Source organism: Amycolatopsis sp. NPDC059235, assembly GCF_042754125.1.
In the GTDB taxonomy this organism is placed as follows: domain Bacteria; phylum Actinomycetota; class Actinomycetes; order Mycobacteriales; family Pseudonocardiaceae; genus Amycolatopsis; species Amycolatopsis albidoflava.
The window spans coordinates 39598-58154 of the sequence record NZ_JBHZAG010000045.1; the positions used below are offsets into that span (position 1 = coordinate 39598).

Consider the following 18557-nt stretch of genomic DNA (forward strand, 5'->3'; position numbering starts at 1 on the left):
TTTTTTTTTTTTTTTAACCTGCGGGCGTCCGGGGGGGGGCGCGGGCCCCCCGCCGGCCCCCCCGCCCCTGCGCCCCGGGGGGGGCCGGGGCCCCCCCCCGCCTTTCTCTCGCGGGCTTGTCACAAACTCGGGGCCGGTCCGGTCTTAGCCGACGACCTGGCCTACTCCCCGAGGAGAATCCATGAGCTTGGCCCCTTCCGCCCGTCTCGACGAGGCGGTTCCTTCGCGGTACGCGCTGAAGGTCGGCGACATCGAGGTGCTGGTGATCAGCGACGGCGTGCTGCCGATCACCGCCGAAACGCTGGCCACCAATGCCGACCGGGCCGATCTGGCCGCGTGGCTCCGCGAAATGTTCCTGCCGCCGGAGATGATCGACTGGCCGCTGAACGTCGCCGTCGTGCGCAGCGGCGGCCGGACGGTGCTGATCGATTCCGGACTGGGCACCGAATTCCCGGGCTTCCCGCGCGCCGGCCAACTGGCGACGCGGCTCGTCGCGGCCGGAATCGACCCGGCGTCGGTGACCGACGTGGTGCTCACCCACCTGCACATGGACCACATCGGCGGCTTGCTTGTCGAGGGTCTCCGCGGCCGTCTGCGCGAGGACGTGCGGGTTCACTTGGCGTCGGCGGAGGCGGAGTTCTGGCAGGCCCCCGATTTCTCGCGGACGGTGATGCCGGAGCCGATCCCGGAGGTGCTGCGCACGACGGCCACCCGGTTCCTGGACGTGTACCGCGGCCAGCTGCGGCCGTTCGAGACGGAGCACGAGGTGGTGCCGGGAGTGCGGATCTGCCGCACCGGCGGGCACACTCCCGGCCACAGCATCGTCCGGCTGGAGTCCGGCGGGGACCGCTTGATCTTCGCCGGGGACGCGGTGTTCCAGCCCGGGTTCGACAATCCTGAGTGGTACAACGGGTTCGAGCACGATCCCGAGGAGTCGGCGCGGGTCCGGGTCCGGCTCTTGACGGAGCTGGCGGCGAGTGGCGAGCAGCTGGTGGCCACTCATCTGCCGTTCCCGTCGGTGTGCCATGTGGCGGTGGCCGGGAACGCGTTCCGGTTCGTGCCGACGGTGTGGGACTACTGATCAGGCCGCGGCTGGTTTGACGGCTTTGCCCCGGGTGCGGGCTTTGCTTCGCACCCGGGGATCCATCAGCATCGTCACGATGTCGAGCACCAGGTACGCACCGAGTGTCGCCGTCCCGAGCACCAGGACGAAGCCTTGGATCACCGGGATATCGCCCTTCAGCACGCCGTCCAGCGACCACCCGCCGATCCCCGGCCAGGCGAACACGCTCTCCAGAATCGCCGCGCCGCTCAGGGAAGCACCGAAGAGGATCACCAAATACGTCAGCAGCGAGCGCCTGATATCCGCCATCGCGTAGCGGTACACGCGGAACTCGCTCAGCCCGCACGCCCGTGCGAACTCCACCTGTGCGCTCCGCAGCGATTGGCTCAGCCCAGTGCGCACAGTCTTCGCGAAGTACGCGGCGAAGAAGATCCCGAGCGTCAGGATCGGCAGCGCGGCGTGCGAGAAGATCGAGCCGAGCGTCGGCCACGAGCCGGACAGCAGGGCGTCCAGCGTGACCGAACCCGTTTGGACCGGCGGGATCGGCGCGGTCGGGTCGACCATGCCGAGCGGGGCCGGAGCCAGGTGCAGGAGCTGGTAGAAGACGTAGACCAGCACGAGCCCCAGCGCGAACTCCGGCACCGCGAGGATCAGCGACGACGCCCAGGTCAGCCCGCGGTCGGCCGGGCGGCCGCGCAGGTACGCGGCGGCGGTGCCCATCGCGGTGCCGAGGACGACCGCGAGCAGCAGGCCGGGCACCAGGATCACCAGGGTGTTCGGCAACCGGGTGAGCAGTTCGTGGGTGATCGGCGCGCCGGTGAAGTACGACGTGCCGAGGTCGCCGTGCAGCACCTGGACCAGGTAGTCCCAGAAGCGCACCGGCAACGGCTTGTCGAGGCCGAGTTGTTCGTGGACGTGCGCGATCTGGTCCGGCGTGGCCGCGTCGCCGAGCATGGTGACGGCCGGGTCGCCGGGGATCATCGACACGAGGCCGAAGCTCAGCGCGATCAGCAGGACCAGCATTCCGACACCGGCGGCCAGCCGGCGGAGCACGAAGACGATCATGCTTGCGCTTCCTTCGCTTCAATGCCGAGATCTTGGCCCGCGTGCAGACAAGCCACCTCGTGCGCGGCGGCGACCGGACGCAGCGGAACTTCGGTGGTGGCGCATTCGTCGGTCGCGATAGGACAGCGGCCCACCAGCGCACACCCGACGCGATGGGCGGTCGGTTTCGGCGGGTCTCCGGCCAGCGGCAGGTGCGGCAGCCGGTGTCCGGGGTCGACCGGCAGCGCCGCGGACAGCAACGCCTTGGTGTAGGGATGCTGCGGGTGCGCGAGCACGGACTCGGTGGGGCCGATTTCCACGATCCGGCCCAGATACATCACCGCGGTGCGCGAGCACAGCCGCCGGACGGTGTGGATGTCGTGGGAGATGAACAGGAAGGTCAGTCCGCGGTCGTGTTGCAACCGGGCGAGCAGTTGCAAGACCTCGGCGCGAACTGTTAAGTCCAAAGAGGACGTCGGCTCGTCCAGCACCACGAACCGCGGGCCGGTGACGAGGGCGCGGGCGATGCCGACGCGTTGCTGCTGGCCGCCGCTGAGGTCGGCCGGGCGGCGGTCGTAGTGCTCCTCGGAGAGGCCGACGTCGGCGAGCGTGTCCAGGACGCGTTGCCGCCGTTCGGCTTTGGTGCCGGACTTTCCGTTGACCAGCAATGGTTCCTCGACGATCGCGCCGACCTTCAGCCGCGGGTTGAGCGAGGCGAACGGCTCCTGGAACACGATCTGGAAGTCGCGGCGGCTTCGGCGAAGCCGGGCCCCGCGCAGGCTGGTCAGCTCGTGGCCGTCGAGCGTGACGGTGCCGCGGTCGGCGTCGAGCAGGCGCACGAGCAGCCTGCCCAAAGTGGACTTCCCGGACCCGCTTTCGCCGATCAGGCCGAGGGTTTCGCCCTCGGCGACGGCCAGGTCGACTCCGTCGACGGCGCAGACCTTGCTGCCGCCGGGGCCGGGGAACGTGCGGCGCAGGTCTTCAGCGACTAGTACCGGCACTGGTGGTCACCTCGATCGAAAGCGGGTGGTGGCACCCGAAGCCGTGGCCCGGGTCCGTCACGGTGAGCGGGGGACGTTCCTCGGCGCACCTGCCGTCGGCGCGCGGGCAGCGGTGGGCGAAGTTGCAGCCCGGCGCGGTTTCCCGCTTCGCCGGGGCGGATTTCGGGGCGGCGGCGCGGATGTCGGTGGTCGCCGCGTCCAGCAGCGTGCGAGTGTAGGGGTGGCGCGGGTCGCCGAAGACCGTCGCGACGTCGCCGACTTCCACGACCCGCCCGGAGTACATCACCACGACGCGGTCGCAGTAGTTGGCCACGACGCCGAGATCGTGGGTCACGAGCAGCATCGACCGCTGGCCTTCCCGGACCAGGCCGCGGATCAGGTCGAGCACCTGCCGCTGCACGGTCAGGTCGAGCGCAGTCGTCGGTTCGTCGGCGATGAGCAGGCGCGGCCCGAGGCTGAGCGCCAGCGCGATCACGGTGCGCTGGGCCATGCCGCCGCTGAGTTCGTGCGGGAAGCCGTCGAGCGTGCGCGCCGGGTCGGGGATTCCGGTGGAGGCCAGCAATTCGAGCGCGCGGGCGCGGATCTCGCCGCGGCTCGCGCGTTCGTGCGCCCGGATGACGTTCTCGAACTGCTTGCCGATCCGCAGCACGGGATTCAAGGCGTCGAACGGGCTTTGCGCGACGAAACCGATCTCGCGGCCGCGGATCCGGCGCAGTTCTTTCGGCGCGGCCCGATGCAGTTCGCGGCCGGTGAACACGACGCTGCCGCCGGTGATCCGGGCCGGTTTGTGCAGCTGGATCACCGACCGGACGGTGGTGGACTTGCCGGATCCGGATTCGCCGACGACGCCGACGATCTCGTTGTCCCGCACGGAGAACGACACGTCGTCGAGCACGCGGAACGCGCCGCCGGGCACCGGGAATTCGACTTCCAGCCCCTGGACTGACAGCACTTCGCTCATGCTTTCGTCCCTCCTTCGACGCGGTTCTCGAACCAGTCGGCGATGACGGTCAGGGACGAGACGACGAGGAAGATCGCGACCGTCGGGAAAATCGCGGCCCACCATTGTCCTTCGACCAGCATCGACGCGCCGTCGTGGATCATCGAACCCCACGTGGGCTGCGGCGGGTGCACGCCGACGCCGAGGAAGTTCAGCGCCGCGATGACGCCGATCGCGTTGGCGGCGGCCAAGATCGCCTGCACCAGCACGACGCCGTAGGCGTTGCGGAACACGTGGTTGAGCGCGACCCGCAACGGGGAACAGCCGATCGCCACCGCGGCTTCCACGAACCGGGCCTGCCGCAGCGCCACCGCCTCGGCGCGGGTGAGCCGGGCGAAGCGCGGGATGTTGACGACCGCGATCGCGCCGATGACGTCGAGCAAGCCGCCGCCGAGCAACTGGATGGCGACCACGGCGAGGACGATGACCGGCAGCGCGGAAAACGCGTCCACCACGCGCATGCACGCTTCGCCGATCCGGCCGGTCGTGGTGAACAGTCCGATCGGGACGCCGATCGCGAGCGACAGCAGCGACCCGAACACCGCGATCGGCAAATCGCTCGCGGCGGCGGTGATGGTGCGGGAGAAGACGTCGAACCCGCTGATGTCGGCGCCGAACGGATGCGCCGCGCTCGGCGCGGCGGCGATCGCCGACACGTCCGGCACCGTGGCGCTGTGGGGGAGCGGCACGAACGCCGCGACGACCCACAGGCCGGCGAGGAAGGCGAGCGCGGCGAGCACGCCCGCGTTGCGGAACCGGCGTCCGGACCGCCGTCGCGCGGACCGGACCCGGCCGGTGCCGACGGCCGCCGCGGTCATGCCGGACCTTCACTATGCATTGGGTCACTGTTACATATTGAAGAAGGCTCTGTCCAGGGCGGAAGCGAGGTCATGAGGGGTTCACCGTCCACTTCGGAGCGTGGCCTGCACGGGGCGGGCCACGGCGGTTTCATAGTGCTGCGCCAAACGGAAAAGCGCCAGGTCCCCGTACGGGCGGCCGAGCAGGTGCAGGCCGACCGGGAGCCCGTTGACGAACCCTCCGGGCACGCTCAGCGCGGGCAGGCCGCAGACGTTCGCCGGGGCCAGCAGCAGCAGTGCGCTCGACAGGTCGGCTTCGTCGCTTTCGCGGGTCAAATCGGTCGAGAGATCGCTCAGTCGCGGGGGAATTCCGGACAGTGTCGGGGAGACGAGCGCGGTGAGATCGGCGTCCAGGAAGGTCGCGCGGACGCGGTCTCGCAGATGTGCTCGCGCGCGGCGGGCGAGGGTGAGGTGTTCTTCGGTTACGGCGCAACCGAGTTCGAGCATGACGCGGGTGCCGGGTTCGAAATCCTCCGGCCGGTCGGAAAGTGCCGAACCGTGCAGCCGCAACGCGTCCGCTAAACACAACACGAGCGTGACCGGCAGCGCGAGGCTCAATTCCGGCAGGCTGACGTCGACGATTTCGACGCCGGTGGAAGCCAGGACATTCACTGCTTCCTTGATCGCCGCCTGCACTTCGGTGGAAACGCCCCAGTCGTGCCAGGCGGCGAAATCGACGCCGACGCGAGGCCGGTTCAACGGCCTGCGCACTGCCGCGGCGATGTCTTCCGGACCGAGGTCGGCGCGGCTTTTCACCAGGCCCTGCAACAAAAGGGCGCAGTCGACGGTCGTGCGCGCGATCGGGCCGACCTGGTCGAGTTGCTCGCTGAGGTTCATCACCCCGGAGCCGTCGATCAGGCCGGTCGTCGGCCGCATCCCGACGAGGCTGTTCACCGACGCGGGATTGCGCACCGAGCCGGAGGTGTCGGTCCCGAGGCAGCCCGGCGCCGAGCCGACCGCGACCGCGACTCCGGAACCGGCGCTCGACCCGCCTTGGTAGCGGCTCGGGTCCCACGGGTTGCGGGTGGGCGGAAAGTTTTGCCCGTAAGCGATTTCGTGCGTGACGGTCTTGCCGAGCAGGATCGCGCCGTTCTCGCGCAGCGTGCGCACGGTCGCCGCGTCGTGGTCGGGGACGCGCCCGGCATAGGCCTTCGACCCGCCTTCGGTCGGCAGACCCGCGGTGTCGATGACATCTTTGACGCCGAACGGGATGCCGTGCAGCGGCCCTCGGTGCTGTCCCGCTGCTATCTCGACGTCGGCCTGCTGGGCGGCTCTCAGCGCACCTTCCCGGTCCACGTAGGTCCAGGCTGATACCTCAGGTTCCGTCTCGGCGAGGCGGTCGAGCACGCTGCTGACATACTCGACCACGCTCAGCTCGCGGGCCGCGATGCGTCTGGCGGCTTCCTCGATCCCATACTGCCACTTCACTGGGTCCACCTGACGTCGAAGTCGCTGGGGTGTTCGCCGGAGACCGCGCGCAGTTGCTCGATCGCTCCGGCGAGATTGGCGTGCGCGGCTTCCAATGCGGCGCGGTCCTCCGCCAGCACGTCCTCTCCGACGAGCTGGGCGACGGCGGCGAGTTCGGCGTCGTTCATCGGCGGGCCGCCAGGGTGAGCCGGCCGTCGCGGACGACCTGGATGCCGTCGACGAACACGTGCCGCACCTCGCGCAGATCCTCGCTGGCGACCACCACGTCCGCGGCCATTCCCGGCTGTAATCGGCCGGAATTCGGGGCGAGGCCGGGGATGGCGTCGGCGACGTTCGCGCTCGCCAGCGCTACCGCGGCGGGCAGGCTGCGATGTCCGCTGGCGACCAGGTCCGCGACACCGGAGAGGAGCGGATCGTGCTGCCCGAGGTAGCCGTAGTCGGTGGCGAGGAGGTCGACCGCGGTCTCGGCGAACATCCGGTCCCAGTGCTCGCGGGTACGCACTGTGTGCTGCCGGTGCAGCAGGTCGAATGTGCAGCACTCGAGCAGCCAGCCTTCAGACTGCAGCGCTAACGCGGTCTCGACGGCTTCGTCGGGGGAGTAGGACGGATGGTTGCTGTGCGTGGCGATCACGCTCGCGCCGAGCTGTTTCCGCGCGAGTTCGAGGAGCGGTTTTCCGCTGGCCGCGGCGCTGTGCACGAGCGCAGGCACGCCGTACTTCGCAGCGGCCTCGACGCCTTCCCGGAGCCCGTCGAGCGCGGCGTGGAAAGACGGCAGCACAGACTCGCGGACCAGCTTCGCTGCGGTCTGCGAGCTGAATCCCGCCAGACCTGCCGCCGCAAGCGCTGCCTTCAACGCTGGCTCGTCCAGATCGCTGTCGAGACGAGGTCCGAGGACGGCTTCCTTGAGCGCCCGCGCCTGCTCGGCGGAGATGGTCACGCCGGTCTCGCGGTGGATCGCGGCCGGGAGGTATTGGAGGTCTTGCCCGCCGCCGCCCATGGTCTGCCCGCCGCCGAGTTCGCCGATCGCGACCGCGCCGTCCGCGAGTTGCTTCTCGACCGACGTCGTCAGATGCGCCTCGGTCAGCCCCGCGCCGTCGGCGGCTTGCGCGGCGGCTATGGCGGCTGGCGTGTGCGTGGTCGCGCCTTTGACTTTCACCGCGTGCGCGCGGTCCGCCGTCCGGACTTCGTCCATTGTGGCCAGTCCGCACAGATTGAGGACGGTCGTGGTGCCGGCGAGCAGGTGCCGGTCGAGGTTGCCGAGCCAGCCGTCCTCGGGCAGTGCTGCCGCGCCGCTCGGGAAGAGCGGGCCGGGGGTGACGCCGTGCGTGTGGCAGTTGATCAAGCCAGGCAGGACAACGCATCCGGCGGCGTCGAGCCGGACGTCGGCGTCCTCGGGCGGGCGCGGGTCGATGGCCTGGATGTGGCCGCCGTCGAGCGTGACGGCGGTGGCCGCGAGCGCGTCCGGCCCCGCGATGACTGTTCCCCCGGTGATGACGGTCCGCATGCCGGACGAGTCTACGAGCTTGCTTCAACAAATAGAAGAGTATTCAATATGTCCCTGTGAGCGAACGCGACTACATCGGGTACGGGGCGGAGCCGCCCGCGGGCACGTGGCCGGGCGGCCGGAAGGTCGCCGTGTCCATTGTGCTCAACATCGAGGACGGCGCAGAACGGCGAACCGCCCACGGCGACGTCGTGGACGACCTGGGCGCGCACTGGGAGCGGCACCGGGTTGTCCCAGGACAACGGAACCTGAGCCTGGAGTCAGCCTTCGACTACGGTGCGCGAGCGGGTTTCTGGCGGGTGCTGCGGGCGTTGCGGGAGTTCGACGCTCCGGCGACGGCGTTCTGCTGCGCCCACGCGCTCACCCCGCCGATCGCGGCCGCGCTGGCGGCGGATGGCCACGAGATCGCCAACCACGGCCTGCGGTGGGACACGCACACCGACCTCTCGCCGTCGGAGGAACTCGCCAAGATCCAGTCCTCGACGGCCCTCCTGCGGGAGCTGACCGGCGAACGCCCAGCCTGCTGGTACTCGCGCGACGGCATCTCGCCCTGGACCCGTGCCGCAGTCACGGCGGAGGGATATTCCTACGACTCCAACAGCTTCTGCGACGACCTGCCCTATGTGGACGGTGCGCTGCCGGTGGTTCCCTATGCCGGGGACACGAACGATTCGGGCCTGTTAGGCCAGTTTCGGACCGGCCGCGCGTTCGGCGCGTACCTGTGCGACTCGCTCGCGATGCTGCTGAACGATCCCCGCCCAGGGGCGACGGTGCTGAGCGTGGGGCTGCACCCGCGATTGATCGGCCGTCCCGGGTATGTGAACGCGTTGCGGACGTTCCTGCGCTACGCTGCAGAGCGGGACGTGTGGGTGGCGCGGCGGGGCGAGATCGCCCGTTACTGGCTGGAATCCGTCTCGAACAACCTGCCCCAGCCCTGAGGCCGCTCCGACACTCCGGCGAGGGCGAGCAACTGCCACACGGTCGCCGCCGCACTGTCCACAATCGGCACCCCGAGCCGGGATTCCAGCTCTGGCACCAGATACGCCGCCCGAAGATTCGTCCCGACGCACACGATCGCTTCCGCCGCATCGGAAGCCGCGGCCGACACCAGTGCCGAGATCTCCGAGAACGGCATCCCGGAGATCTCCGGATTCGTCATCGGCCGCGACGGCACCGATCGCGAGACGACCTCGATCCCGGCCGCGCCGTATTCGGAAGCGATAGTGTCCGTAATGGACGAAGGACCGGGAAAGACCAGCCCGACCTTCTTGACCCCCAACGCTTCCACCGCCGCCACCAGCGCCAGCGAAGCCGTGGTGGCCGCCGCCCCGGTCCGTTCCGCCAACCCGGCGGCCAGTGCCCGGTCGTGGTCCAGCCCGAGCCACGAACCGGAAGTCCCGTGGAACGCGATCGCCGAAATCCCCGCCTCCGCGAGGAGATCCGCGGCGGGGCCGACCAGGGCGGCGTCGATCACCGCGTCCAGGTCCGCGGGCAGCGGGAAGCGGGAAGCGAACGCGGTCGTCCGGGTGCCGGCCAGCATCGCCGCGGTGAGCGGTTCGGCGTTCGTGTTCGACGACGGCACGATCAGGCCGAGCCGTGTTTCGCCCGGCTGCATCAGTGCACGCGGCCGAGCGACGGGGGAGTGGAGATCGCCAGGATGACCGCGGGCTCCTCGTGCTCGTTGCTCCACCAGTGCGGCGTCGAGGAGTCGTAGCTCATCGTGTCGCCCTCGTTGAGCACGAACGCCTGCCCGCCGATCGTGGCGCGCAGCGTTCCGGACAGCACCACCACGACCTCCTCGCCGGGGTGCGAATGCGGCACGTCCTCGCCGCGGAATCCGGGCGGGATGGTCATTTCCAGCACGCCGAGCTTGCGGTCGGTGTTGGGGACGAGCATCTCCTGCACGATGCCGTCGCCGGGCAGTTCCATCCGCAGCCGCTCCTCGCGGCGCACGAGCACCTTGGTCTCGTGCGACTGCTGGCCGAGGAACATGTCGGCCATCGGCACCTCGAGCGCGTTGGCCAGCCGCAGCAGCGTGGCGAACGACGGATTGCCGATGCCGCGCTCGATCTGGCTGATCAGGCCCGCGCTGACGCCCGAGCGCGCGGACAGCTCCTCGACGGTGAACCGGCCGCTGCGGCGGGCCCTGAGCGTCGCGCCGAGGTGGTTCACCCAGTAGTCGCGGTTGTCCTCCGCGGCGGGCGGTTCGGATTGGGCGGATCCCATCTTTGCTTCTCCTCCGGGAGCCGGTCCGCCCGCGGGGCGGATCGTGCGAACGGCGTCATCTTATCAAAAGCTCTTCAGTATGTTGCGACTGGAACCGGACAAGACGTTGACATAGTGATGCTACTTCAACAAACTGAAGTACATGACCGCACTGCGAGAGGGCCGGGTGTTCCGGCTGGGCGGCTCGGTCCCGCTGGACGGACGGGTGAGCTGGGCTCCCGCCGGCGTCCGCGGGACGCAGCCGCTGAACTGCTACCTCATCCGCTCGGCGGCGGGCGCGGTGCTGATCGACACCGGCGTCCGCGCGCACGCGGCGCGGATTGTCGCGCAGCTGCGCGAAGTGCTGCCCGCGAACACTCCGCTGGCGGTGGTGCTCACCCGGACCGAAATGGACTGTTGCCTCAACCTCCCGGAGATCGAGGCGGCCTTCCCGGTGACCGCCGTGCACTACACCGGCGGCATCACCGTGCCGGTCGTGGACGCGGCCCGCGAGCGGATCACCGTCGAAGAAGGCCGTCCGCTGGAGCTGGAACCGATCCCGGGCGTCCCGCTGCGGATCCACGCGCCGCGCCTGCGCTTGCTGCCGACGCTCTGGCCGTACGACCCGGTGAGCCAGACGCTCTTCACCTCCGATGCCTTCTGCCACAACAGAACCGAAGCCGACGAAGCACCGGACCCGGCCGCCGTCGCCGCGCAGCTGAGGGTCAAGTTTTCCTGGCTGGACCACGCGGACACCGCGCCGGTGTCGGACGACCTCCGCGCCGTCTTCGCCGCCGAGCCAGTGGAGACCATCGCACCGGGACACGGGTTCCCGTTGCTGGGCAAGGAAACTGTCGCCGCGCACGTCGAGGCTGTGCTGAAGGAGATCGTCCGATGACCGCTCGCCGGATCGCCGCCGCCACGCATTGGCTGGGCGGCTGCATGCAAGCGATGGCCAGCGACGGGCCGGTCCACTACCACGTCTCCGCCTACCTGATTTCCGGTTCGACGCACACCGTCCTGATCGACACCGGCGATCCGCGGCACTGGCCGCTGATCGAAGCCCAACTGGACGAAGCCCTCGCCGGACGTTCCCTCGACTACCTCCTGCCGACTCACCCCGAACTCCCGCACGCGGGCAACCTCCCGGCGCTCCTGGCCCGCTATCCCGGCGCCGAGGTGGTCGGCGACGTGCGCGACTACCACCTGCACTACCCGGAGTACTCCCATCGCCTGCGCCCGCTCGCCCCCGGCGACCGCCTGGACCTAGGCGACCGGCAACTGGAACTCGCCGAGGCGTACATCCAAGACCTGCCGAACACCGTCTGGGCCTACGACCCGGGAGACCGCGTCCTGTATGTGTCGGACGGTTTCTCGTTCGTCCACGACGTCCCGGCGCTGCCCTCGATGGGCGACGACGAACCAGGCCACCGCCCGGGCGAATGCCGTTTGCTGTCCACGGAAATGCCCGCCGCGCCGACCGTCGACCAGGCGGCCTACGGCACCGGCCGCGCGCTGTACTGGACGCGATATGTCGACGTCACCGACACGTTCGGCAAGATCGGCGAGTTCCTGGCCACCCGTCCGGCCGACCTGATCGCGCCCGCGCACGGCAACGTGATCGCCGACGTGCCGAGGATGATGAAGACCGCGCTGGCCGCGCACCGGCAGGTGTATGACGCCTACACCAGCGCGTGAACTTGTGGTAAGCAAGCGGGCTATGCGCGGAAAGATGATGCGCGGCCTGGCGGTCGCCGCGATGAGCCTGCTGACCTGTCTCGTCGCCGCCCCGCCGGCGCCGGCCGCACCGGAGCCGAAGGCACCGCCCGAGTTCGTCGCCCTGCGCGACGTCGATCCGACCATCGTGCAGGAAATCCGCTACATCACGCCGCACAACTTCACCGGCGCGCCGGTCGACGGCTACCGGCAGCCGATGTGCATCCTGACCCGGGACGCCGCCGTCGCGCTGCACAAAGCGCAGCTGTCGTTCCTGCGCCAGGGCTACACGCTGAAGGTCTACGACTGCTACCGGCCGCAGCGCGCGGTCGACAACTTCGTGCGCTGGGCCGAGGACCTGTCCGACCTGCGGATGAAAGCCGAGTTCTACCCGCGCGTCGAGAAGGACCGGCTCTTCGCGGACGGCTACATCGCGGCGAAGTCCGGCCACAGCCGGGGCAGCACGGTGGACCTGACGCTCGTCCGCCTTCCCGCGCTCCCGACGCGGCCGTACCACCCCGGCGAACCGCTGAAGCCTTGCTACGGACCGAAAGCCGACCGGTTCCCGGACAACTCGCTCGACATGGGCACCGGCTTCGACTGCTTCGACACCCTCGCGCACACGCTCGATCCCCGGATCGTCGGCAAGCAGAAGGCGAACCGGATGCTCCTGCTGCACGGGCTGCAGCGGGCCGGGTTCAAGAACCTGCCCGAGGAATGGTGGCACTACACGTTCCAGCCGGAGACCTTCCCGGACACCTACTTCAACTTCCCGATCTGGCGGAGGTCGCTGCAGTGCCCGGTGGGCTAGCGTGCCGTGAGGGGAACCCTCACGGCACGCTAGGACCGGGGGAGCCGGGTCGCGACGACCCCCGCGACTGACTTCGCGGTGTCGCAGATGGCGGTCAAATTGCCTTTGTTCGCTTCGTCGGTGATCTCGACCAGCACGACCTCGTCGCGCCGCTGCGGTGTCCCTTCCAGCGCCGGGAGCGTCGGCGAGTACGTGCGGTAGACGACCGTGACGTCGCACGTGTCGCCGGCGCTTTCGTGCGGATCGACGTACGCGACGCGGCCGCCGACGGTCGTGCGCGTCTGTCCATCGGGCGGGTCTTCCGCCAGTGGCCACTGCCGGTCGTAGTAGAGGTCGACCGACTTCGCGTCGTGGCCCCAGGAACAGGCCCAGTTCGCGAAATGCCGGTCGACCGGATAGTCCGGCCCGACGGTCCGGCGCAGCGTGGCCTCGTCGACCAAGGTGCAGGCGTCCGTCCGCGCCAGCGAACCCGGCTGGAACGGCTCGGCGCGACGGGCGATCGGGCCGCGGGCCACGCGCGCGTAGGCGTCGCCGACGACCGCGTCCGACATCGCGCACAGCTGCGGCGCGGCGGCGCTGTCGGAGCGGACGGAGCTCACCGTGACAACAGCGAGATCCGGCAGGGTGAAGGACCGGCGGCACTTCCCGGCGTCGGGATTCGGCCGCCGGATCTCGCCGAGCTTGCCCCGGACCGGCGGCACCTGCGGGTACTGCTCCGGTTCGGACAGCTCGAGGCTGGTCACGATCGTGCCGCCGCCGTCGGGCAGGCTCGTGTTCAGGTCGCAGCGGGCGAACGTGCCGAGGTTCGGTTCGAGGAAGACTTTTCCGTACTGGCTCAGGGAATTCACCGAAAGCAGCGAACAGGGGTCGGCCGTGTGCGGGTCGCCGACGAGGTCCGGCGACGGCGGTGCCGCGGTGGCGTTCGCGGGCGGCGCGTCGTCGCGGGTGAAGACGAGAAACCCGGCGGCCAGAAGGACGACCGCGCCCAGCGCCGCGCCGATGAGCACGGGCCGCTTGGATTTCTTCACCCGCGGCACCGGCGAACCGCGCAGGAACCCCTCGACTTCGATCGCAGTGGGCCGTCTTTCCGGCTGGCGGCTGAGCATCGCCTGCAACGCGGGCCCGAGCTCACGAGCGTTGCGCGGGGATTCGGGCGTCCCCTCCGCGGCCCGGCGCAGCTGCGCGAACGGACCGTTTTCCCCGCTGCCCCAAGGAGAACCACCCTCGACGGCGGCGAACAGCGTCGCGCCGAGCGAGAAGACGTCCGACGCGGCGGTGGCCGCCTCGCCGTTCGCGACTTCCGGCGCGAGGTACCCGGCGGTGCCGCCGACACGGGCGCTGTCGGTGAGCGTGACCTCGTGGCCGCGGGAAATGCCGAGGTCGGCGAGCTTGGCGGTGCCGTCGTCGGCGACCAGGACGTTGCCCGGAGTGAGGTCTCGATGCACCATGCCGCGCGCGTGCATCGCGGCGAGCGCGGCCGCGATCTGCACGCCGACCGCCGCGGCTCGCTCGGGGGTCAGGACGCCGTCGGCGTGCACGATCTCGGCCAGGCTGCGCGCCGGGAGGTACTCCATGACGAGCCAGCGGTCGGCACCGTCCGAAACGGAGTCGTAGACCGCGACGATGTTCGGGTGCTGCAGGGCCGCGCCGAGCCGGGCCTCGCGGCGGATCTGCGGTTCGTCGCCGTCGAGCGACCGCTTGAGCGCGACCGTCCGGCGCAGCTCGAGGTCGCTGGCTCGCCAGACGACACCCATCCCGCCGGCCCCGAGGCGTTCCTCGAGCCGGTAACGCCCGGCGATCACCTGCGGAGCAGCCACCGCGACAGCTTAAGACGCGCTTTCCCGGAGCGCCCTCTGACCGCTCCCCTCAGCCCTTCTTCGCCGCGGACTTGCGCAATCCCCGCCGCACCAGCGGCCAGAACGCCGCGATCACGGCCAGCGACACGATGCTCGTCCACACCTGGGTGCGGGCGGAGTCGTCGGTCAGCAGCATGACCACGATGATCGCCACGACGCCGAGGACGGTCAGGATGCCGAGCCACGGGTGCAGCCACATCTTGAGCTTCAGCCCGGCGCGTTCCTCCGGCGTCATCTTCTGCCGCATCCGCATCTGGGTGAACGCGATGAACGAGTACACGAACAGCGCGACCAGGCCCGCGGAGTTCATGATGAAGTCGAAGATGCCGGAGTCGGGCGCGACGAAGTTGACGAAGACCGCGATGTACCCGCCGATTGTGCAGGCCACCACCGCGACGACCGGCACGCCGGCTTTGCTCTTCCTGGCCACCACACGCGGCGCGAGCCGTTTCTCGGCGAGCGCGGAGAACATCCGGCCGGCGGAGTAAAGCCCGGAGTTGAGCACCGAACAGGCGGCGGTGAGCACGACTGCGTTCATCACCAGCCCGGCGCCGGGGAGCCCGAACAGCGTGAACGCGTGCGCGAACGGCCCCTCCTGCTTGGGATTCGGCAGCTGGTTCCAGGGGACGATGGTGACGATCAGCAGCACCCCGCCGACGAAGAACAGCAGGATCCGCCAGATCACCGTGCTGACCGCCTGCCGGACGCCCTTCGCCGGATCCTCCGATTCGGCCGCGGCCATCACCGCGATCTCGGTGCCGAAGTAGGAGAAAATCACGATCGCGACGCCGCTGAGGATCGGCCACCAGCCGTTGGGCGCGAACCCGCCGTGCTGCCAGAGGTTCGGGATCGAGAAGCTCGCCTTCGGCCAGAGCCCGAACGCGAACAGCGTGCCGACCGCGAGGAACACGATGATCGCGGCGACCTTGATGCTGGCCAGCCAGTACTCGACCTCGCCGAACGACCGCGCGGACACCAGGTTCGTGGTGGTGAAGAACAGCAGCAACACGACGGAGAACACCCACTGCGGCACGTCCGGGAACCACCCGCCGAGCACCGACCCGCCGACGACGGCTTCGAACGCGATCACGCCGATCCAGTAGTACCAGTACAGCCAGCCGACGAGATACCCCGCCCACTCGCCGAGCCCGACCCGGGCGTACTCCATGAACGACCCGATCGCCGGCCGAGCCGCGGCCATCTCGCCGAGCATCCGCATCGCGAGAAAGACGAGAAGCCCGCCGATGAGGTAGGAAATGACGGCTGCCGGTCCGACGGCGCGCACTACGTTTCCGGAGCCGACGAAGAGGCTGGCTCCGATGATGCCCCCGAGAGCGATCATGGTGATGTGGCGGGAACGCAGCTTTTTGGGGCCGGTCTTCGATTCGGGTGTGGTTTCGACTGGGGCCGTTTCGCTCGCGGCCCCGGTCGTCTTGCCTCCGGTCGCGTCGGCTGGGGTGGTGGTGCGGGGAGCCGCTTCGGGTGGGATGGCTGTGCGTTCGGTTTCCTCGGCTGGGACCGCCTTGCCTGCTGTTCCGGCACCGGGTGTCGTCGTGCCTGCCGTCCCGGAGCTGGGTGCTGTTGTGCCCGCCGTCGCTTCGCTCGGGGTTGCGTCGCCCGGAGCGACCGTGCGGTCGGCTGCTTCCGCCGGGACCGCCTCGCCCGCGGTCCCCTCGCGAGGGGTCGTCGTGCCCGCGGCCGCTTCGTTCGGGGTCGCCTCGCCCGGGGTGTCCGGGTTTCCCTGGCCCTGCCCGGTGATCCGATCAGCCATCGATCGATCTTCCTCTCGTTCGGCCGTGCCGTCCGCGGTCGCGCCCCCGCCGACAACGTTGTCGGAACCGGCCGCGGAGCTGGGCCTCGCTGACGCGGGGACAGTGTGCGGCCGCCGGGTCCGTCGAGGCTAGGTGCGAGCGGGGGCGGATGCCGGGCGAGGGAGTTGTCGATCATCCGAATGGAGCAGCGGCACGCGCCGGATTTGTCGGTTATCGGGGAGCTGCGGTACGGAATCCGTCGCGCTGGAAGTCCGCGACCGTCTCGGTGATCTGGTGTCGCGTGCTCGCCGCCACCCGGGGATTCGTTGCCGCGTAAGCGGTGTAGGCGTTGAGCCCGGTGCACAGCGCGTAGCCGCGCCCGCGAGTCCACGTGTCCTCGTCGAAGCCCGACTCGGCGCGGAAGATCTCGCGTGCCGAAGCCGGGAGGAGAGTCCATGCGATCAGCGCGTCGCACGCCGGATCGCCGACGCCGAGTCCGCCGAAGTCGAGGACGGCGCTGACCCGCCCGTCGGCCATCAGCAGGTTGCCCGGATGCAGGTCGCCGTGCACCCACACTGGCGGATGCGGCCACGGCGGTGCCGCGAGTGCGGCGTCCCAGATCGCGGTGTGGGCGGAGCTGTCGAAAACGTCGGCGGTCTCGGCGATCGCGACCCGGGTTTCGGCGTCCCGGCGGGCAAGCGGTGCGCCGATGAAACCGTTGTGCGGCCCCGGGGCGAGCGCGGCGTCGGCGGGGATCCGGTGGAGAGCCGCCACGAAGCGCGCCAGTTCGGCTGCGGTCTGGTCCGGGTAGGGGAGCCCGCCGATGTCCGGTGGCGAACCCGGCAGCCAGCGCGACACGGACCAGTGCCATGGATAGCCTTCGCCCGGCGATCCGAGCGCGATCGGCTCGGGAATCGCCAACGGCAGGCGCGGCGCGAGCCGGGGGAGCCACCGGGCTTCCTTCTCCGGTTGCCCCGCCGCCCACTCGCCGCGCGGCAGGCGCACGGACAACTCGGTCCCGAGCCGGTAGATGACGTTGTCCGACCCGGCCGGGTCCAGCCGGGCCAGCGGGAGCCCTGCCAGTTCGGGCAATTGAGCGGCCAGGAGGCGCCTGACCAGCACCGGATTCGGGGCAGGATGCGTTGTCGGCAAAAGGCCAGTCTCTCGGTTGGATGTCCGCGCGACGATGAAGTTCGTCTTCATCAGACCACGCCGGACGGCGCTCGTCTAACGGTTTTCGCGCCCCGGAAGTTCGATAGTTCGGGCGATCCGCCGAAGAAGTTCCCCCGACAACCGCGGATCCGCGGCCGGATCGGTGCTGTAGTCAGTCAGCGCGTGCACCGCGGACAGGCCAAGCGCCGCCGCATCCTCCCGTGCTAGGACGGAGTGTCCGACCACTGCGATCACCGGCACCCCGTCGCTTCGCCGGGCGACCGCGGCGGCGAGCTTTCCTTCGGCGGTCTGGCTGTCGATCCGGCCCTCGCCGGTCACGACCAGGTCGCAGCTGCGCAAGACCGTCGGAAAATCCAGCAGGTCAAGGAAAAAGTCGGCACCAGACACAATCTTTCCGCCCAGCAGGAGGGCGGCGAAGCCGATACCGCCGGCGGCACCGGCACCGGGGGTGTCGGCCAAAGAACGGGCATCGGCGAGCTGGACAAAGTGGTCCAGACCAGCTTCGAGGTAGGCGACGTCAGCTGGAGCAGCACCCTTCTGCGGCCCGTACACCGCCGCCGCACCGGACGGGCCCAGCAAGGGGTTCCGGACGTCGGTGGCGATGACGATCTCGACATCCAAGCGCGGCAGGTCGATCGCGGCGACAGCCGGAAGTGTTCGCCCGTTCAGGGTTTCCATCCTCCGGCCGTGCCGGTCGGTGAAGACGGCACCGAGGGCGGCGAGCATCCCGGCACCGCCATCGGTGCTGGCGGAGCCGCCCAGCGCGAGGACGACGCGGCGGGGACCAAGCTCGATGGCGTGTCCCAGTGCCTCGCCGAAACCGCGGCTCGAGGCGGAAAGCGGAGCAGGGCCGTCCGGCAGAGTTTGCAGGCCGCAGGTGCTGGCGACCTCGACGACGGCGGTGGTGCCGTCGAAGGCGAGGACCGACCGGCGAAGCTGTCCGGTCGCACCGGAGACCGTTATCGGCACCGGACGGAAGCCGCTGGACAGAGCGGCGGCGACACTGCCGTCGCCACCGTCGGCCAGTGTGAGGGGGTGGCTGTCGATCCCGCGGTCGGCCAGGCCGTCGGCCAGATGGGCGGCGACTTCGGCGGCGCTGAGGCTGCCTTTGAACTTGTCCGGAGCCAGCAAGACCTTCATGACCGTCC

General features: G+C 69.8%; 18 protein-coding genes. 5 read left to right on the plus strand and 13 right to left on the minus strand.

Annotated features, from left to right (window positions below; translation table 11 throughout):
• The first annotated feature begins 181 nt into the window (after nucleotides 1-181).
• A complete protein-coding gene (locus ACFXI3_RS26555; protein ID WP_378403008.1) occupies nucleotides 182-1081 on the plus strand; it encodes an MBL fold metallo-hydrolase in 900 nt (299 codons plus the stop codon).
• Here ACFXI3_RS26555 and ACFXI3_RS26560 read toward each other — a convergent pair whose 3' ends face one another.
• From ACFXI3_RS26560 to ACFXI3_RS26590, 7 genes are all read right to left on the minus strand, one after another.
• The gene (locus ACFXI3_RS26560; protein ID WP_378403010.1) at nucleotides 1082-2128 is read right to left on the minus strand and encodes an ABC transporter permease; all 1047 of its coding nucleotides are present in this window, start codon (nucleotides 2126-2128) and stop codon (nucleotides 1082-1084) included.
• Complete coding sequence (locus ACFXI3_RS26565) at nucleotides 2125-3108, minus strand: oligopeptide/dipeptide ABC transporter ATP-binding protein (RefSeq protein WP_378403012.1); 984 nt, start codon at nucleotides 3106-3108, stop codon at nucleotides 2125-2127. The genes ACFXI3_RS26560 and ACFXI3_RS26565 overlap by 4 nt, the downstream gene beginning before the upstream one ends.
• The gene (locus ACFXI3_RS26570; protein ID WP_378403013.1) at nucleotides 3089-4069 is read right to left on the minus strand and encodes an ABC transporter ATP-binding protein; all 981 of its coding nucleotides are present in this window, start codon (nucleotides 4067-4069) and stop codon (nucleotides 3089-3091) included. Before ACFXI3_RS26570 ends, ACFXI3_RS26565 begins: the two co-directional genes overlap by 20 nt.
• The gene (locus ACFXI3_RS26575; RefSeq protein WP_378403015.1) at nucleotides 4066-4926 is read right to left on the minus strand and encodes an ABC transporter permease; all 861 of its coding nucleotides are present in this window, start codon (nucleotides 4924-4926) and stop codon (nucleotides 4066-4068) included. The genes ACFXI3_RS26570 and ACFXI3_RS26575 overlap by 4 nt, the downstream gene beginning before the upstream one ends.
• Nucleotides 4927-5007: 81 nt before the next feature.
• The gene (locus ACFXI3_RS26580) at nucleotides 5008-6393 is read right to left on the minus strand and encodes an amidase (RefSeq protein WP_378403017.1); all 1386 of its coding nucleotides are present in this window, start codon (nucleotides 6391-6393) and stop codon (nucleotides 5008-5010) included.
• Nucleotides 6390-6560: a hypothetical protein gene (locus ACFXI3_RS26585; RefSeq protein WP_344272524.1), complete on the minus strand. Its 171-nt coding sequence runs from the start codon at nucleotides 6558-6560 to the stop codon at nucleotides 6390-6392. Before ACFXI3_RS26585 ends, ACFXI3_RS26580 begins: the two co-directional genes overlap by 4 nt.
• On the minus strand, nucleotides 6557-7897 hold the full coding sequence (locus ACFXI3_RS26590) for an amidohydrolase family protein (protein WP_378403019.1): 1341 nt from the start codon (nucleotides 7895-7897) through the stop codon (nucleotides 6557-6559). The genes ACFXI3_RS26585 and ACFXI3_RS26590 overlap by 4 nt, the downstream gene beginning before the upstream one ends.
• Before the next feature lie 56 nt (nucleotides 7898-7953).
• Here ACFXI3_RS26590 and ACFXI3_RS26595 point away from each other — a divergent pair, with 56 nt between their 5' ends.
• Nucleotides 7954-8835 (plus strand): polysaccharide deacetylase family protein, encoded by an 882-nt coding sequence (locus ACFXI3_RS26595; RefSeq protein ID WP_378403021.1) that lies wholly within the window; start codon nucleotides 7954-7956, stop codon nucleotides 8833-8835.
• Here the strand turns inward: ACFXI3_RS26595 and ACFXI3_RS26600 are convergent.
• The gene (locus tag ACFXI3_RS26600) at nucleotides 8793-9512 is read right to left on the minus strand and encodes a hypothetical protein (RefSeq protein WP_378403023.1); all 720 of its coding nucleotides are present in this window, start codon (nucleotides 9510-9512) and stop codon (nucleotides 8793-8795) included. The two genes, ACFXI3_RS26595 and ACFXI3_RS26600, sit on opposite strands and share 43 nt — an antisense overlap.
• Complete coding sequence (locus tag ACFXI3_RS26605) at nucleotides 9512-10123, minus strand: XRE family transcriptional regulator (RefSeq protein ID WP_344272535.1); 612 nt, start codon at nucleotides 10121-10123, stop codon at nucleotides 9512-9514. The genes ACFXI3_RS26600 and ACFXI3_RS26605 overlap by 1 nt, the downstream gene beginning before the upstream one ends.
• 142 nt (nucleotides 10124-10265) lie before the next feature.
• Here ACFXI3_RS26605 and ACFXI3_RS26610 point away from each other — a divergent pair, with 142 nt between their 5' ends.
• The 3 genes from ACFXI3_RS26610 to ACFXI3_RS26620 are packed head-to-tail and all read left to right on the plus strand — an operon-like array spanning nucleotide 10266 to nucleotide 12629.
• Nucleotides 10266-11000, plus strand: a complete 735-nt coding sequence (locus tag ACFXI3_RS26610) for an MBL fold metallo-hydrolase (RefSeq protein ID WP_378403026.1) — start codon at nucleotides 10266-10268, stop codon at nucleotides 10998-11000.
• Nucleotides 10997-11800 (plus strand): MBL fold metallo-hydrolase, encoded by an 804-nt coding sequence (locus ACFXI3_RS26615; protein WP_378403027.1) that lies wholly within the window; start codon nucleotides 10997-10999, stop codon nucleotides 11798-11800. The genes ACFXI3_RS26610 and ACFXI3_RS26615 overlap by 4 nt, the downstream gene beginning before the upstream one ends.
• A gap of 22 nt (nucleotides 11801-11822) precedes the next feature.
• Nucleotides 11823-12629, plus strand: coding sequence for a M15 family metallopeptidase (locus ACFXI3_RS26620; RefSeq protein WP_378403029.1), 807 nt, complete (start codon nucleotides 11823-11825; stop codon nucleotides 12627-12629).
• A gap of 29 nt (nucleotides 12630-12658) precedes the next feature.
• Here the strand turns inward: ACFXI3_RS26620 and ACFXI3_RS26625 are convergent, their stop codons facing one another.
• The 4 genes from ACFXI3_RS26625 to ACFXI3_RS26640 all read right to left on the minus strand — a co-directional run bounded on the left by ACFXI3_RS26625 (nucleotide 12659) and on the right by ACFXI3_RS26640 (nucleotide 18549).
• Nucleotides 12659-14446, minus strand: coding sequence for a serine/threonine-protein kinase (locus ACFXI3_RS26625; protein WP_378403031.1), 1788 nt, complete (start codon nucleotides 14444-14446; stop codon nucleotides 12659-12661).
• Nucleotides 14447-14495: 49 nt separating this feature from the next.
• Nucleotides 14496-15848 carry an amino acid permease gene (locus ACFXI3_RS26630; RefSeq protein ID WP_378403054.1) on the minus strand — a complete coding sequence of 451 codons (1353 nt, stop codon included), beginning with the start codon at nucleotides 15846-15848 and terminating at the stop codon, nucleotides 14496-14498.
• 619 nt (nucleotides 15849-16467) lie between these two features.
• Complete coding sequence (locus tag ACFXI3_RS26635; protein ID WP_378403033.1) at nucleotides 16468-17358, minus strand: aminoglycoside phosphotransferase family protein; 891 nt, start codon at nucleotides 17356-17358, stop codon at nucleotides 16468-16470.
• A 105-nt stretch (nucleotides 17359-17463) separates the two neighbouring features.
• The gene (locus ACFXI3_RS26640; RefSeq protein WP_378403035.1) at nucleotides 17464-18549 is read right to left on the minus strand and encodes a glycerate kinase; all 1086 of its coding nucleotides are present in this window, start codon (nucleotides 18547-18549) and stop codon (nucleotides 17464-17466) included.
• Nucleotides 18550-18557 lie beyond the last annotated feature (8 nt).

What these genes read in the sequence shown, in the direction of transcription:
- ACFXI3_RS26560 (WP_378403010.1), bottom strand. Translation starts at nt 2,128, where the DNA reads ATGATCGTCTTCGTGCTCCGCCGGCTGGCCGCCGGTGTCGGAATGCTG.
- ACFXI3_RS26585 (WP_344272524.1), bottom strand. Translation starts at nt 6,560, where the DNA reads ATGAACGACGCCGAACTCGCCGCCGTCGCCCAGCTCGTCGGAGAGGAC.
- ACFXI3_RS26570 (WP_378403013.1), bottom strand. Translation starts at nt 4,069, where the DNA reads ATGAGCGAAGTGCTGTCAGTCCAGGGGCTGGAAGTCGAATTCCCGGTG.
- ACFXI3_RS26575 (WP_378403015.1), bottom strand. Translation starts at nt 4,926, where the DNA reads ATGACCGCGGCGGCCGTCGGCACCGGCCGGGTCCGGTCCGCGCGACGG.
- ACFXI3_RS26610 (WP_378403026.1), top strand. Translation starts at nt 10,266, where the DNA reads ATGACCGCACTGCGAGAGGGCCGGGTGTTCCGGCTGGGCGGCTCGGTC.
- ACFXI3_RS26615 (WP_378403027.1), top strand. Translation starts at nt 10,997, where the DNA reads ATGACCGCTCGCCGGATCGCCGCCGCCACGCATTGGCTGGGCGGCTGC.
- ACFXI3_RS26555 (WP_378403008.1), top strand. Translation starts at nt 182, where the DNA reads ATGAGCTTGGCCCCTTCCGCCCGTCTCGACGAGGCGGTTCCTTCGCGG.
- ACFXI3_RS26600 (WP_378403023.1), bottom strand. Translation starts at nt 9,512, where the DNA reads ATGCAGCCGGGCGAAACACGGCTCGGCCTGATCGTGCCGTCGTCGAAC.
- ACFXI3_RS26620 (WP_378403029.1), top strand. Translation starts at nt 11,823, where the DNA reads ATGCGCGGAAAGATGATGCGCGGCCTGGCGGTCGCCGCGATGAGCCTG.
- ACFXI3_RS26590 (WP_378403019.1), bottom strand. Translation starts at nt 7,897, where the DNA reads ATGCGGACCGTCATCACCGGGGGAACAGTCATCGCGGGGCCGGACGCG.
- ACFXI3_RS26605 (WP_344272535.1), bottom strand. Translation starts at nt 10,123, where the DNA reads ATGGGATCCGCCCAATCCGAACCGCCCGCCGCGGAGGACAACCGCGAC.
- ACFXI3_RS26640 (WP_378403035.1), bottom strand. Translation starts at nt 18,549, where the DNA reads ATGAAGGTCTTGCTGGCTCCGGACAAGTTCAAAGGCAGCCTCAGCGCC.